Consider the following 13,501-nt stretch of genomic DNA (forward strand, 5'->3'; position numbering starts at 1 on the left):
CAATCCGTGACCATCGCCCTCCTTCCTGCCCCGCTGCCGGTTGCCATGCCGCTGCTGGTTGCCGTGCCCCTGCTGGGCGCGGTGATGGGCAGCTTTCTGGCCACTGCGGCATTGCGCGGCGCATATGGTGAATCGCTGCTGCATCCGCCCTCCCATTGCCGGGGGTGCGGCCGCAGACTGAATGCCATCGACCTGCTGCCGATCCTGGGCTATGCGCTGCGGCGCGGACGCTGCACCGATTGCGGCACGCCGATTCCGGCATTGTTTCCGCTGGCCGAGACTGCCGGCCTGCTGATCGGCCTGAGCGCGCTGTGGCAGTTTGCCGGCGCCGATCTGCTGGCAGCGCTGCTATTCGGCCTGCTGCTGCTGGCCATCGCGTTGCGCGACAGCCGCGATTTCACCATCCCGGATATTTTGAGCTATGGCCTGATCCTGAGCGGCCTGGGCGCAACCGCCTGGCTGAAGCCCGCGCTGCTGCCCGAACATGCCCTGGCGGCATTGCTCGGCGGCGGCCTGCTGGCTCTGCTGGCCTGGGGCTACAAGCGCCTGCGCGGACGCGACGGCATGGGTTGGGGCGATGTGAAATTGCTGGCCGGCATCGGCGCCTGGATGGGGTTGCATTCGCTGCCGATGGTGGTGCTGTTGGCTGCGCTGGGCGGTATCGCCCAGGCCGTGTGGCAAAGCCGGGGCAAACCGCAGGCCACCATGATGATCCCGCTCGGCAGCTGGCTCGGCATCGCCGCCTGGCTGCTATATGTTGGCCAGCCATGACACTCTCGAACGATCCGCTTGCCGCTTTGCTGCTGGCCAGAGGCCTGGTGAAACAGGCTGAGCTGGACCGCGCCATCCAGCTTGCCCAGGAAGGCGGCCTGCGGGTGGAAATCGTGCTGAGCCGCCTGGGGCTGGCCGGCGATGCCGATATCGCGGCGGCATTGGCCGAAGCGCTGGATCTGCCGCTGCTGGATGAAGCGGATTTTCCGCCACCGCAAAAACCCGATGGCCTTACCTTGGCCTTTTTGCGCCATGCCTGCCTGCTGCCGCTGCATGAAAACGACGCCGCGATTGCCATTGCCATGGCCGATCCGCGCGATGATTTCGCCGCCAATGCCGTGCGCCTGGCGCTGGGCAAGCCGGTGCAGCGCATGGTGGCGCCGCGCGGCGCCATCGAACGCGCGCTGGAGCGTTTGCAGAATCCCGGCACGGCCGTGCAGTCGACGGCAGCCAGCAGCCATGCCGACCGCGACCGCCTGAACGATGCCGCCAGCGGCGCGCCTGCCGTGGCTTTCGTACAGCGCATGCTGAGCGAAGCCGTGCGCATGGGTGCATCGGATATCCATGTGGAACCCGGCGACAGCCGGCTGGAATTGCGCTTTCGCCTGGATGGCAAGTTGCTGCGCCGGCCCGATCCGCCGGCCGATCTGGCCGCTGCCATCATCGGCCGGCTGAAAGTGCTGGCCGGCCTGGATATCGCCGAAAAACGCCTGCCGCAGGATGGCCGCGCCAGGGTGAGCGTGGAGGGCCGCGAGATCGATATCCGCGTGGCCACCCTGCCCGCCATGCATGGCGAGGCCATCGCGCTGCGCCTGCTGGATCGCGCGCATCTGCGCCTGGATATCGCGCAGCTCGGCTTCTCAGCCGATATCGCCGCCGCCCTGCAAAAGCTGGCCGCCAGACCGCATGGCATCCTGCTGGTGACCGGCCCCACCGGTTCGGGCAAAACCACCACGCTGTATTCGCTGCTGTCGCAACTCAATCGCCCCGATGCCAAACTGCTGAGCGTGGAAGATCCGGTCGAGTTCCGGCTCGAAGGCGTGAACCAGGTGCAGGTGCGACCCACTATCGGGCTGGATTTCGCGCGCGTGCTGCGGGCTTTTCTGCGCCACGATCCCGATATCATGATGGTGGGCGAAATCCGCGATGCCGAAACCGCGCGCATCGCCATCCAGGCGGCGTTGACCGGCCATCTGATTCTTTCCACCCTGCACACCAACGATGCGCCGGGCGCCATCGCGCGGTTGCTGGATATGGGGCTGGAACCCTATCTGCTGGCCGCGACCTTGAACGGCGTGCTGGCCCAGCGCCTGGTGCGGCTGCTCTGTCCCGATTGCAAACAGCCCCATGCCGCAACGCCCGAACAATCCGCGCTACTGGCCGCTTACGGTCTGCCGACCCATCGGCTGTTTCATGCCAAGGGCTGCCCGGCCTGCCATGGTACGGGCTATCGCGGCCGCGCGGCGATTGGCGAATTGCTCGGCATCGAGGGGGAATTGCCCGGCCTGATCGCGGCCCGCGCCGATACGCAAAGCCTGGCCGCCGCCGCCCGGCGCCAGGGCTTCTCGACATTGCTGGCCAATGGCCTGGCGCTGGCCGTCGATGGCCGCACCAGCCTGGATGAAGTGCAGCGCGTGGCGGCGGCAGGCTGATGGCTGCGTTCAAATACCGCGCATTGGACAAGAACGGCGATCAGCGCGAGGGCCTGTTGCAGGCCAACGACCGCGCTGCCGCCATCGCCGCCTTACAGGCCGACGGGTTGCATCCGTTGCAGGTAGAGGAAGGCGGAGCGGAAGCCTGGCCCACTCCGGCGCGCTTTCGCGGCATCCGCTCGGCGAAATATTGCGCCAACCTGTTCGGCGGCCTGGCCACGCTGGTGGAAGCCGGCTTGCCGCTGGATCAGGCCCTGGCCGCCTTCGCCGATATCGCGGCCGGGGATACATCCATGCAGCCAACGGTGTTGCGCCTGCATGAGCAATTGCGCCGGGGCAGCGATCTGGCGCAGGCGCTGGCCGCCGAAAGCGGTTTCGGACCGGGCTTCGAGCCTTTGGCCATCGGCATGGTGGCGGCGGGCCAGACCAGCGGCGACATGGCCGGCGCGTTGAACCAGTTGGCGCGTTTGTACGAGCGCCGCCAGCGCAATAGCGCGGCTTTGCGTTCGGCGCTGATCTATCCGGCCGTGCTGCTGGTGGTAACCTTGTTGGTGCTGGCCCTGCTGCTGAGCTATGTGATTCCGCAATTCGAGGCGATGTTTCGCGATGCCCGCCATGAATTGCCCGTCATGACGCAATTCGTATTCGGCCTGGCCGGCGGATTGGGACAGGCGCTGTGGCTGCTGGCATTGCTGGGCCTGGCGGCAATTCCGCTCTGGCGCCAGGCTCGGCGCGATCCCGACCGCGCCAGACGCATCGATGCCGCGCTGTTGCGGCTGCCGATCGTCGGGCCGCTATTCAAGGGGCTGGAAGGCGAGCGGATCGGCTTCGTGCTGGCCGGCCTGCTGGCTGCCGGCGTGACCCTGCCCGATGCGGTGCGCCACACAGCCGATACCCTGCGCAACGAAAAACTCGCCGCCGACCTGCGCATGGCAGCCGAAAAGCTGCGCCAGGGCAGCGGGCTGGCCGCAGCCCTGGGCCCGGATATTCCGCTACCGCCGTTGCTGTTGCGCTTGATGGCGCTTGGCGAGGCGGGCAGCGCATTGCCCGCCACCATGCGCAAGGCCGCCGATTGGCTGGAGCGCGACAGCGAAACCCGCCTGCGCCGCCTGGTGGCCCTGCTGGAGCCCGCCATGGTGGTGATCCTGGGCGCGCTGATCGCCGTGGTGATGGTTGCGGTGCTGTCGGCGATTGTCGATCTCAACCGCCTGCCGCTATAATCGCGCCATGCAACAGCGCCGCAAGAAAACGCCCAACGGTTTCACGCTCATCGAGCTGCTGGTGGTGCTGGCCATCCTCGGCCTGCTCGCCGGCCTGGTGGCGCCGCAGGTGATCCGCCATCTCGGCACCGCAAAAAGCGAGACCGCGAAGCTGCAGGTGCAGATGATCGTGTCGGCATTGGAAATGTATCGGCTCGATAACGGCCGCTATCCCAATCAGGCCGAGGGACTGCGCGCACTTACCGACAAGCCCGCCAATGCCGCGCGCTGGAACGGGCCTTATCTGCGCGGTGCGCTGCCCAACGATCCCTGGGATCGCGCCTATCTCTATCGCCAGCCGGGCCGCCAGGGCGCCGAATTCGAAGTCTATTCGCTCGGGTCAGACGGCCAGCCAGGCGGCAGCGGCGAGGCGGCCGATGTGTTCAGCGGCCAGAAATAAAAACCCGAAAAACAAACGCGGCGGCTTCACGCTGGTGGAATTGCTGCTGGTGCTGGGACTGGCGGCGGCGGCTTTCGCCCTGATCCTGCCGCTGGGCTTGCGTTTGCAGCCCGATAGCAATCCCGATCGCGCCGCCGAAACCGTGCTGGCCGAATTGCAGCACGCCCGCGCCCGCGCCATGCGGCTCAATCAACCGGTGACGCTGCAGGCCGGCGATATCGCCGCACCCGCAGGCTATCGCCTGCTTTGGCCGGAAAGCGGTGTGGATTTTGCACCCGATGGATTTTCCAGCGGCGCCACCTTGCTGCTGGAAGGCGAGGCCGGCCAGCGCCGTTTACGTGTCGCGCCGGTCAGCGGCCGGGCCTATATTCAATGAAGCAACATGGCAGCCAGGCCGGCTTCAGCCTGATCGAAGCCCTGGTGGCGCTGGCCGCCGTGGCGATGGTGCTGGGCGTGGCCCTGCAGCAGGCGCGCGTCACGCTGAACGCCGCCCGCAAGGCCGAGCGGCAATCGGTTGCGCTGCTGCTGGCGGAAAGCAAGCTTTCGGAACTGGCGCTGCGCCAGGATTGGCGGCCCGGCGAGGAACAAGGCGAAGAAAGCGGCCTGCGCTGGCAACTCAGCCTGCAACCGCGCGAAGGCAGCGCGCTGCTGGATGGCCCACGGCTTTGGCAGGTCAGCGTAACGGTGCGCGATGCCGCCAACGATGCCAATATCGCGCTGTCCAGCCTGCGCCTGGTGGAGCGCCGGCCATGAAGAAAGCGGCGGGCTTCACCCTGGTGGAATTGCTGGTGGCCCTGGCCATCACGGCCCTGGCGGCGTTGCTGCTGGCCGGGGCGTTGCGCGGCAATCTCGACAGCCTGCGCCGCGTGGAGCGCCATGCCGATGCCAGCGAGGCGTTGCGCGAAAGCATGCATCTGCTGCGCCGCCTGCTGCATGCGGCACCACCGATCGGCCGCATCGAGCGCGGGCGGCTGAACATGTTTTTCGAAGGCGATGCGATGGCGTTGACCCTGCCGCTGGAAACCGCGCGCGGGCTGGAGCTCGGCCGTTTCGACCTGCAGGGCGATGTGCTGCGCTTCACGCTGTTGCCGCCGCCGTTTCCCGGCGGCGCGGCAGCGGACAACCCCGAAAGCGTAGCCTTGCTGCATGATGCCGCCAGCCTGCGCTTTGCCTATCACGATGGCCGGCAATGGCACGAGGATTGGCTGGGCCGCGAATATCTGCCGGCTGCCGTGCGGGTGGATGTGCAGCGCAAGGATGGCGCCAGCCTGCCGCCGCTGATCGTGGATATCGCCGCAGGTATTCTGCGATGAAACCAGGGATTCTGCGATGAAACCGGGGCCGACCAAAACGCCGAATGGCTTTGCGCTGATTGCCGTGCTGTTCGGCCTGGCTTTGCTGGCCGGTGCCACCTTGCTGCTCTCCGAGCGCGGGGTTACCGAAGCCCATGGCACGGCGAATATCGTGCAACGCGCGCGGCTGAACCAGGCGATGGAAGCCGGCCTGGCGCTGGGCCTGGATGGCCTGCTGCGCGAACAGCGCCGCATCGCGCCGCTGGAGATCGACGGCTTCATCGTCAGCGTCAGGATTGCCGAAAGCACCAGCCTGCTGGACCTCAACACCGCCGGTCAGGCCGAAATCCTGCGCCTATTGCGCGATGGCGGCCTTCCGGCCGGCAGCGCCGATGCCGCCGCCTCGGCCCTGGCCGATTGGATCGACAGCGATGGCAGCCAGCGCCCCAATGGCGCCGAAGCGCCGGCCTATCGCGCCGCCGGCAAGCCCTATGGCCCGCGCAATGCGCCGATGGAATCCTTAAGCGAATTGCCGCTGATCCTGCATATGCCACCCGATGCCGCGCGCCTGCTGCTGCGGCAAGGCATCGTGCAATCGGCCCTGGCAGGGCTGGATGTGGTGGATGTTACCGTGCAACCGCAGGATCAATCGGCAGGCATCGCAGCATCGCGCCGCCGGCATGTGATATCCGCCCAGCCGACCGGCAAACACAGTTGGCAAATCATGGCGCAATATGATCTGCCGTCGTAAAATACGCACCGTTGGGGGAAAGACGGTATGGGCATCGGCCTGATGCATAGCAGCCTGTCTCTGCACGGAAGCGGCCTTGCGGCGCTGCTGCCGCCCGTGTTGCTGCGCCTGCTGGGCCTGGAACCCCAACGCCTGCTGCTGGACCAGCAGGGCGAAACCCTGACTCTCCGGCGCCAGCGCGGCAGCCAACCGCCCGGCGGCGCCGAACCGCTTGCACCGGGCGATGCGGCGAAACTGGCCGCCCTGCCCTGTGATGAAATCGTGTTGCGGCTCGGCAGCGATACCGTGCTGGTCAAGGAAATCACCCTGCCCGCCAAGGCGGCAAACAGCCTGGCCGCCATCATCCCCTTCGAACTCGAGCGCCTGTCACCCTTGCCGCCCGAACAGTTGGCCTATGATTTTCTGCCGTTGGAGAAACGCGGCGAAAGCCTGCGCGTGCTGCTGCAACTGGCGCCCAAGGAAAGCCTGCGCGCCGCCCTGCAGGCCTTGGGCTTCACGCCGGATCGCGTGATCGGCGGCACCGATCCGCTGCTGTTGCAAAGCCGCCTCAATCTGTTGCCGATGGCTGAGCGTCCGGCCAAACGCCGATCCTGGACCACGCGCATCCTGTGGGGTGTTGCGCTGTTGGCTTTGCTGGCAGCCCTGGCCGCACCATTCGCGCATCTGCTTGTGCAACGCCAGGCCACGCAGCAGCAGATCGCCGCGCTGAAACAGCAGGTGGCGGCAAAACCGCAAACCGATCCGCGCCAGAGCGAACGCCTGGCTGCCCTGGCCGCCGCACGCATGCATTATGGCCATGCCACCATGCTGCTGGAGGAATTGAGCCGGCTGCTGCCCGATGAAGTCTGGCTCACGCAACTCAATCTCGCCGATGGCCAGCTTGAGATCGAAGGTCTGGCCCAGGCGGCAGCGCCGCTGGTGGGCCTGATCGAGGCCAGCCCGGTTTTCGGCCGCGTGCGGTTTCTCACTCCGCTGACCCGCGATCCGCTGCGTGGCCGCGAGCGGTTTCATTTCGCCATCCAGATCGAGGCGGCGCCATGAACCGCCTGGCGATGCCGCTGATGGTTCTGCTGGGCCTTGGCATTCTGCTGGCCGCCGGCGGTTTCGGCCTGGGGCAATACCGGCTGCTGCGCGCCGAATTGGACAGCCTGCAAAGCGAGGCCGATCTGCTGCGCCGCGCCGCGCAAAGGCCAGCGCTTGCCGATCAGGATACCGACAGCCTGATCCGCGCCAGCAGCGAAACCGCTGCCCTGGCCGGCCTGCTGGAATTCACCAAAAGCGTGATCGAGGGCGCCGGCGGCGCGGTTGTGGCGTTGCAGCCGCGCCCCGGTGCACCACGCCCGGATGGCGCCATCGGCCTGCGCGCGCAATTCAGCGCCGATACCGCCGGCCTGCAAGCGGCATTGCATGCGCTGGAAAGCGCACGCCCCACGCTGCTGGTGGAAGGCCTGCTGCTACGGACAGCCCGCGGCAGCGCGGAAAACGAACCGACACGGCTGGATGCCACGCTTGATCTGATCGGCTTCCGGGGGCTGGAATGAGCATGCATCCCGCACCCACGAAGATCGCCTGGCCGTTGCTGATCCTGCTGCTGGCCGGTGCCAGCATCGCCTATACTTGGCCCATGGCACCGACACCAGCGGCAATCCTGAATCCCGCGCCCGTCGCCGATGCCTCAGCCATGGCGGCCCTGCCGCCGCTGGCGGATTTGCGGACCACGCTGCAGCGCCCGCTTTTCGAACCCGGCCGCCGCATGCCGGCAACCGCCGCCCAACCGGCCCAGCCGGCCGGGCCGGTTGTGCTGGGCAAATACCGGCTGCTCGGTATCGTATCGGCGGGCGGCAAGCGTTCGGCGGTGCTGGCGCCGCTGGAAGGCGGCGCGGCCCGGCTGCAGGCCGCCGGCAGCCTGCTGGATGACTGGACATTGGCCGAGGTGAGCGAAAGCGGCCTGCTGCTGCGGCGCGGTGCGGCCAGCGAAAGCGTGCGGCTCAGGCCCAATCCGCCTGTAGCGCCGCAAGCGCCCGCCAAATAAGACAGGTTGTTGTGATGCAAGCATATTCGGGTATTGTGAAAGCCATGCAAAAGCGCCCCAAACGCCTGCTCTCCCTGCTGCCTGGCCGGTTCTTGCCCATGCTGGCGCTCGGGCTGCTGCTGTTCGGCTGCACGGTGGACCAGGAACAGCCGGGCGCACCGCAGCCGAAACTGCCCGAGCAACAGGTGCGCAATGATCGCATCTCCGGCCCGATCCGGCCCGGCAATCCAGGCCAGAGCGGCGGCAAGATCGCGGAAATCTATCCCGGCGCCGGAGCCGGCGCGCGCCAGGCGGTGACGCTGCAGGGCCGCCCCGCCGCCGTGGCGCCGCGCGCAGCCGGCGATATCACCTTGAATTTCGAGGAAGCCGATATCCGCGAGGTGGCCCAGGTGATCCTGCGCGACCTGCTGCAGGTGAATTACGTGATCGACCCCGATGTGCAGGGCCGCATCAGTTTCCGCACCGCTCAGCCGCTCACCCGCGAGCAATTGCTGCCCACCCTGGAAAGCCTGCTGCATGCCAACAATCTCGGCATCTCGGCAGCCGCCGGCGTGTACCGCGTCAGCCGCGGCATCAATGCCGGCAGCGTAAGCCAGCCGCGCAGCATTGGCAGCGCCGCACCGCGCACAGGCGGCAGCGGCGGCGGCGGCGGCGGCAACCTGCGTGTCTTCCCGCTGCGCCATGTGGCAGCCGAGGAAATCGGCAAGATCCTCAAGCCGGTGCTGGGCGATGGCAAGCTGCTGCTAGCCGATAGCGCGCGCGGCCTGGTGATCGTGCAGGGCAACGCCAATGATCTGAAACTGGCGGAAGACACCATCGGCATTTTCGACGTGGACATGCTGGCCGGCCAGACCGTGTTGCTGGAAAGCCTGATGCAGGCCGATGCCGCCACTTTGGCGCTGGAGTTGGAAAACCTGTTCCAGAGCGGCAAATCCGGCATGCTGGATGGTGCCGTGCGCATCATCCCGATCGAACGCATGAATGCCGTCATGGTGATCACGTCGCAGCCCCGCTATATCGAGGAAGCACGCAACTGGATCGCCCGGCTGGACCGCACCCGCAACGCCGCCCAGCGCCGGCTGTTCGTCTATTACATGCAGAATGGCAAGGCGGCTGCCGTGGCGCGCACCTTGCGCGGCGTGTTCGGCCTGGGTGAACAGGCCGGCGTGATGCCGCCGGGATTGACCGGCGGCATGCCCGGCCAGACCGCAGGCTATGCCACCAGCCGCAATGTCGCCGCCAATGCGCAGGCAAACCCCGCGCCGTTGCAACGCGCAGGCAATCGCGGCGAAGCGGCCGGCGGCGATCTGCCGCGCAATGCCAGCGGCGAGCCCGATGGCGTGCGCATCATCGCCGACGAAGCCAACAACGCCATCCTGGCCTATGCCACGCCGGCGGAATACCAGAGCATCGAGGAAACCCTCTCGAAACTCGATCTGGTGCCGCTACAGGTGTTGATCGAAGCCAGCATCGTGGAAGTGGCGCTGAACGACAGCCTGCGCTTCGGCGTGCAATATTATCTGCGCGGCGACCCCTTCGGCGGCAGCAGCGGCCTGACCGGGATTCTCAGCGGCGCGCAGCCCGCACTCAACACCAATATCGCCAGCGGGCTGGACAATACACTGGGCGGTTTGTCGGTCTTCGTCACCCGTGGCGGCTCGCCGCGCGTGGTGCTGGATGCGCTCAGTTCGATCACCGAACTCAACATGATCTCCTCGCCCAGCCTGCTGGTGCTGGATAACCAGGTGGCCCGCCTGCAGGTGGGCAGCGCGGTGCCGATCATCACCCAGTCGGTGGTGGCAGCCCCGGCCGGCAGCGTCACGCCGACCGGCAATTCCACCAGCATCGCCAATGCCATCGATTACCGCGATACCGGCGTGATGCTGGAAGTGGTGCCGCGCGTGAATGCCTCGGGCCTCGTCACCCTGGAAATCGCCCAGGAAGTGAGCGACGTGACCCAGCCCAATGCCGGCGCCACCATCCAGTCGCCCACCATCAACCAGCGCCGCATCGTTTCCACCGTGGCGGTGAATACCGGCGACACCGTGGTGCTGGGCGGCCTGATCCGCGACAGCCAGACCGTGACCGATCGCGGCATTCCCGGCCTGCACCGCCTGCCGCTGATCGGCGCGCTGTTCGGCACCAAGGGCAATGCCAGCGCCCGCACCGAATTGATGGTGATGCTCACCCCGCGCGTGATCCGCAATCAGCGCGAGGCGCGCGATGCCAGCCAGGATCTGCAGCGCAAATTCCAGGCCGTGCTCACCCTGATGGGCCGCGGCATCTCGCCGCCGCCGCGCAACCCGGACAACATTTTCGCCGGCGATTGAGGGGCCGGGCGGCAGAATTAAAAGAAAGTACGGACCTCAGACCAAAATTGAAAAATCCCCCCTGCGATTACCGACCATTTCCAAGCCAATCAAACGCAGAAAAATCAAACATAAATTGTTGCCAATTCGCCTACTGCAAGATGAATGAATAAACCCCTTTTCAGGGAGTTCCTAATGGATATCACCAACAAAACCATATGGCAGCAAGCAGCAGGTGATACAGATCGTGATTATGCAGAACTGTGCATCAAATGGGGGGTAATTTTGAATGGCCCCGGATATGCCGGCCGGTGGCCTGATTGCAAAGGACGCCTTCTAGAAAGCGATAGATCTTCAAGGAAGATTACCGATCTGAAGCGGTTCTGCGATGATATGCAAGATGGTGACATTGTTGTCTTGCGCCATGGAACTAATACCGTACGAGCCGTAGGACAGGTTGTTGGAGCGTATGAATACCGCGAAGAATTTGGCGATATTGACGGCTGGGATTTACAGCATGTCCGCCGCGTCCGTTGGCTTTGGCACAACATTGACAGGCCTGAAAAGTTTAAGCCTTATGCGTTAAAACTTGGCGATACAACGCAGAAACTGAATGAGGGCCCCGTATCAGATTGGCTCTCTTCGCTTGAAATTGCTCCCGATAATTCAACACTTTCGCTTGCGAAACTACCCACTTCGAATGAAAAAGACGAAGTGCAAATCAACGAAATATCTGAATTTCTTTTCGATCAAGGGGTCGCCGCCGCATCAATAACCAATCTCATTAATGAGATTGGCGAACTCACAAGAATCGCAAAATGGTACCAGCGTTCCCACGCACCATCCGAACGTGAAACAGTCGCGTATCTGGTTGCTCCCTTACTGCGCGCTTTAGGTTGGACGCCACAACGGATGGCGATTGAATGGAACCGTGTTGACATTGCTTTGTTCGAGCAACTACCCAGATCCGACCAGTCCCTTCAGGTAGTTGTGGAGGCTAAGAAAATGGGTAACTCTTGCCTAACAGCCAAATCGCAAGCGAATGACTATGCCGAAGGGAAAACGAAATGCCGTAGGCTCATCGTAACCGATGGCCTTCGTTATGGCATATACACGCGCAATGGCATGAATGCTTTTGATTTATATGCTTATTTCAATCTAACACGCCTTATGCGCGCCTACCCAGTCTACGGATGCAAAGGAATTAAAGATGCTTTGCTGGCAATGACCCCCGAATGGAAATCAGATTGAAAAGTTTAGGCCTTGCCCGCTTTAAACATAATCAGCATCTGCAAAAATATATGAGACCAACTACCTGCCTCAGTTCTTCAGAACCACCTGGTCGAGTGCATCCAGCGCGGCGATGAAATCCTTCGGCTTGAAGGCTTCGTCGCGCTCCACCGCCTTGTAGGCCTTATCCAGCACGGCGTCGTAGCGCTTGTATTGCGCTTCATCGATATGGCCGCCGCGCTTCATCGCATTGAGGATGGCGGCAATCGCCATGGTGGCCTGCTCGGCGGCGGCATAATCGGTGTATTCGCGGCCCAGGCCCTCGCGGATCACGGCGCGCAGCAATTCGCCCATCGCCTTGCCGTCGAAGCGGGTTTGCGCCAAGCGGGTGACCAGCGGATCGACAATGCCGCGCATGGCGCTGGCGGCCGTGGCCACCGCATCCATGCCCTGCGCGGTGGCGGCATGCAGCGCGCGGCTCTGTTGCAGCAGGCGTTCGCCCAGCGCAGGGTCGATCTGGCCCGCGATGATGCGCAGCATGATCATGTTGCCATCGGCCAGCCGCACCACGCCGGGGCCGAGCCCGGTGGAGGCGCGGGGTTCCCAACGCAGGTTCGACATCGGATGATGGCAAGCGTGGCAATCGAAAAACACCAGTTCGGGGAAGATGCCCTGGCGGTTGCGATTGGGATCGGCCAGGCCTTCCAGCGTCATCTGCACGGCCACGGCTTGGCCCACCGCCCAGGTCTGCACCGGGTCGGCCACCCGTTTGCGCTGCTGGTAATCGGCATCGATGCGGAAATGCGCCGGCTGGGTGACGGTGAAGGTATCCAGCTCGAAGGGCATGCGCGGATGGCCGGCACCCATGATCTTGTGGGTGACGAATTTATCCTTGGTGCCGACATGGCAGCTCATGCACAGCTTGGCACGCGCCACCGGATCTTCGGTGGGATACATGCCGGCGGCCACGTTCTGGGCATGGTTTGCCGCACCCGAGATATGCACGCCGAGCCAGCGCACCGCGCCGCCATGGCAGGCCTCGCAGCTTACGCCATCGGAAATCTGGAAGGTCTTGGAGCGCAGATTGGCCGGCACGTTGTTGGCGTGGCAATCCAGGCAGATCTTCGCCTCATGGGCATTGGGCAGGCCGAGATTGCGCGCGATGCGCCGCGAATCCTCGTTCAGCAGAACCGCATAGGCCTTGGCATGGGGATCCTTGCTCTGCCAGGTGACGTATTCATTCTGCAGCACGGTGGAACCGCGCCAGGGCGTAACGGCGCCATGGCAGGTGGAACCGGCGCAGGATGCCACACCCAGATGCACATCATTGGCATATTGCGGCAAGGTTTGCGCCCAGCCCGGGCCGGCGAGCGAACCGGTAGCGCCGATCGCCACAATCAAGCCCATAGCAGCCGCCAGACGGGCAGGCTTACGGATCGCCCGCACGACCGTTTCGGCCAGCAGCAGGCAATAGCTGTTCATCCGTCGCTTCGGCTTCACGTTTTGGGGCCCCCGGTGCCGTACTGACCCGGGGATTTTCGGCATTCACGGCCGGCTTGGCAAGGCTTAACTGCCTGCGGCGCCAGGGAATTAACCCTTTGGCCGCAAAGCCATCAGCAGCAGCACAATCCAGCCGAGGATGGTCCAGCCCAGAACGATATTGGCCAGCAGGATCAAGCCGGCCCGGGGCGCTCGGCGGCGATGGGCGATCAGCGCCGGCAGGAAATACACCGTTGCCAGCACCACACCGAGGATAAGGGTGGGCAGGCCGGCCATCAGCGCAAGGCAGCGAGGGTTTCCGCGGC

General features: G+C 64.8%; 15 protein-coding genes. 13 read left to right on the forward strand and 2 right to left on the reverse strand.

Features of this window, described 5'->3' with window-relative positions; translation table 11 throughout:
- Positions 1-6: 6 nt before the first annotated feature.
- The 13 genes from KF827_RS15920 to KF827_RS15980 all read left to right on the forward strand — a co-directional run bounded on the left by KF827_RS15920 (position 7) and on the right by KF827_RS15980 (position 11,717).
- Positions 7-771 (forward strand): prepilin peptidase, encoded by a 765-nt coding sequence (locus KF827_RS15920; RefSeq protein ID WP_291007475.1) that lies wholly within the window; start codon positions 7-9, stop codon positions 769-771.
- Entirely contained in the window at positions 768-2,423 is a 1,656-nt protein-coding gene (locus KF827_RS15925) for a GspE/PulE family protein (protein WP_291007477.1), read from the forward strand. The genes KF827_RS15920 and KF827_RS15925 overlap by 4 nt, the downstream gene beginning before the upstream one ends.
- The gene (locus KF827_RS15930) at positions 2,423-3,643 is read left to right on the forward strand and encodes a type II secretion system F family protein (protein ID WP_291007479.1); all 1,221 of its coding nucleotides are present in this window, start codon (positions 2,423-2,425) and stop codon (positions 3,641-3,643) included. The genes KF827_RS15925 and KF827_RS15930 overlap by 1 nt, the downstream gene beginning before the upstream one ends.
- The gene (gene gspG, locus KF827_RS15935; RefSeq protein WP_291007481.1) at positions 3,615-4,082 is read left to right on the forward strand and encodes a type II secretion system major pseudopilin GspG; all 468 of its coding nucleotides are present in this window, start codon (positions 3,615-3,617) and stop codon (positions 4,080-4,082) included. The genes KF827_RS15930 and gspG overlap by 29 nt, the downstream gene beginning before the upstream one ends.
- Entirely contained in the window at positions 4,060-4,458 is a 399-nt protein-coding gene (locus KF827_RS15940) for a GspH/FimT family protein (protein WP_291007483.1), read from the forward strand. The genes gspG and KF827_RS15940 overlap by 23 nt, the downstream gene beginning before the upstream one ends.
- Positions 4,455-4,835, forward strand: a complete 381-nt coding sequence (locus tag KF827_RS15945) for a prepilin-type N-terminal cleavage/methylation domain-containing protein (protein ID WP_291007485.1) — start codon at positions 4,455-4,457, stop codon at positions 4,833-4,835. The genes KF827_RS15940 and KF827_RS15945 overlap by 4 nt, the downstream gene beginning before the upstream one ends.
- Positions 4,832-5,395 (forward strand): prepilin-type N-terminal cleavage/methylation domain-containing protein, encoded by a 564-nt coding sequence (locus KF827_RS15950; RefSeq protein WP_291007489.1) that lies wholly within the window; start codon positions 4,832-4,834, stop codon positions 5,393-5,395. The genes KF827_RS15945 and KF827_RS15950 overlap by 4 nt, the downstream gene beginning before the upstream one ends.
- Positions 5,396-5,411: 16 nt before the next feature.
- Positions 5,412-6,125 carry a type II secretion system protein GspK gene (locus KF827_RS15955; RefSeq protein ID WP_291007491.1) on the forward strand — a complete coding sequence of 238 codons (714 nt, stop codon included), beginning with the start codon at positions 5,412-5,414 and terminating at the stop codon, positions 6,123-6,125.
- Positions 6,126-6,152: 27 nt separating this feature from the next.
- Positions 6,153-7,166 carry a PilN domain-containing protein gene (locus tag KF827_RS15960; RefSeq protein ID WP_291007493.1) on the forward strand — a complete coding sequence of 338 codons (1,014 nt, stop codon included), beginning with the start codon at positions 6,153-6,155 and terminating at the stop codon, positions 7,164-7,166.
- Entirely contained in the window at positions 7,163-7,666 is a 504-nt protein-coding gene (gspM, locus tag KF827_RS15965) for a type II secretion system protein GspM (protein ID WP_291007495.1), read from the forward strand. Before KF827_RS15960 ends, gspM begins: the two co-directional genes overlap by 4 nt.
- The gene (locus tag KF827_RS15970) at positions 7,663-8,157 is read left to right on the forward strand and encodes a hypothetical protein (protein ID WP_291007497.1); all 495 of its coding nucleotides are present in this window, start codon (positions 7,663-7,665) and stop codon (positions 8,155-8,157) included. Before gspM ends, KF827_RS15970 begins: the two co-directional genes overlap by 4 nt.
- A gap of 44 nt (positions 8,158-8,201) precedes the next feature.
- The gene (gspD, locus tag KF827_RS15975) at positions 8,202-10,487 is read left to right on the forward strand and encodes a type II secretion system secretin GspD (protein WP_291007500.1); all 2,286 of its coding nucleotides are present in this window, start codon (positions 8,202-8,204) and stop codon (positions 10,485-10,487) included.
- 174 nt (positions 10,488-10,661) lie between these two features.
- On the forward strand, positions 10,662-11,717 hold the full coding sequence (locus KF827_RS15980) for a hypothetical protein (protein WP_291007502.1): 1,056 nt from the start codon (positions 10,662-10,664) through the stop codon (positions 11,715-11,717).
- A 69-nt stretch (positions 11,718-11,786) separates the two neighbouring features.
- On the opposite strand, the gene KF827_RS15985 is transcribed toward KF827_RS15980, so the two are convergent.
- On the reverse strand, positions 11,787-13,196 hold the full coding sequence (locus KF827_RS15985; RefSeq protein WP_291007504.1) for a multiheme c-type cytochrome: 1,410 nt from the start codon (positions 13,194-13,196) through the stop codon (positions 11,787-11,789).
- A 90-nt stretch (positions 13,197-13,286) separates the two neighbouring features.
- Positions 13,287-13,501, reverse strand: a 215-nt coding sequence (locus tag KF827_RS15990; protein WP_291007506.1) for a superinfection immunity protein, incomplete at its 5' end; no start/stop codon positions are given.

The organism is Ferrovibrio sp. (assembly GCF_019636075.1).
Classification (GTDB): domain Bacteria; phylum Pseudomonadota; class Alphaproteobacteria; order Ferrovibrionales; family Ferrovibrionaceae; genus Ferrovibrio.

Coding starts and splice junctions, on each gene's coding strand:
- KF827_RS15925 (WP_291007477.1), top strand. CDS start 768: ATGACACTCTCGAACGATCCGCTTGCCGCTTTGCTGCTGGCCAGAGGC.
- KF827_RS15930 (WP_291007479.1), top strand. CDS start 2,423: ATGGCTGCGTTCAAATACCGCGCATTGGACAAGAACGGCGATCAGCGC.
- KF827_RS15940 (WP_291007483.1), top strand. CDS start 4,060: ATGTGTTCAGCGGCCAGAAATAAAAACCCGAAAAACAAACGCGGCGGC.
- KF827_RS15945 (WP_291007485.1), top strand. CDS start 4,455: ATGAAGCAACATGGCAGCCAGGCCGGCTTCAGCCTGATCGAAGCCCTG.
- KF827_RS15950 (WP_291007489.1), top strand. CDS start 4,832: ATGAAGAAAGCGGCGGGCTTCACCCTGGTGGAATTGCTGGTGGCCCTG.
- KF827_RS15955 (WP_291007491.1), top strand. CDS start 5,412: ATGAAACCGGGGCCGACCAAAACGCCGAATGGCTTTGCGCTGATTGCC.
- KF827_RS15960 (WP_291007493.1), top strand. CDS start 6,153: ATGGGCATCGGCCTGATGCATAGCAGCCTGTCTCTGCACGGAAGCGGC.
- gspM (WP_291007495.1), top strand. CDS start 7,163: ATGAACCGCCTGGCGATGCCGCTGATGGTTCTGCTGGGCCTTGGCATT.
- KF827_RS15970 (WP_291007497.1), top strand. CDS start 7,663: ATGAGCATGCATCCCGCACCCACGAAGATCGCCTGGCCGTTGCTGATC.
- gspD (WP_291007500.1), top strand. CDS start 8,202: ATGCAAAAGCGCCCCAAACGCCTGCTCTCCCTGCTGCCTGGCCGGTTC.
- KF827_RS15980 (WP_291007502.1), top strand. CDS start 10,662: ATGGATATCACCAACAAAACCATATGGCAGCAAGCAGCAGGTGATACA.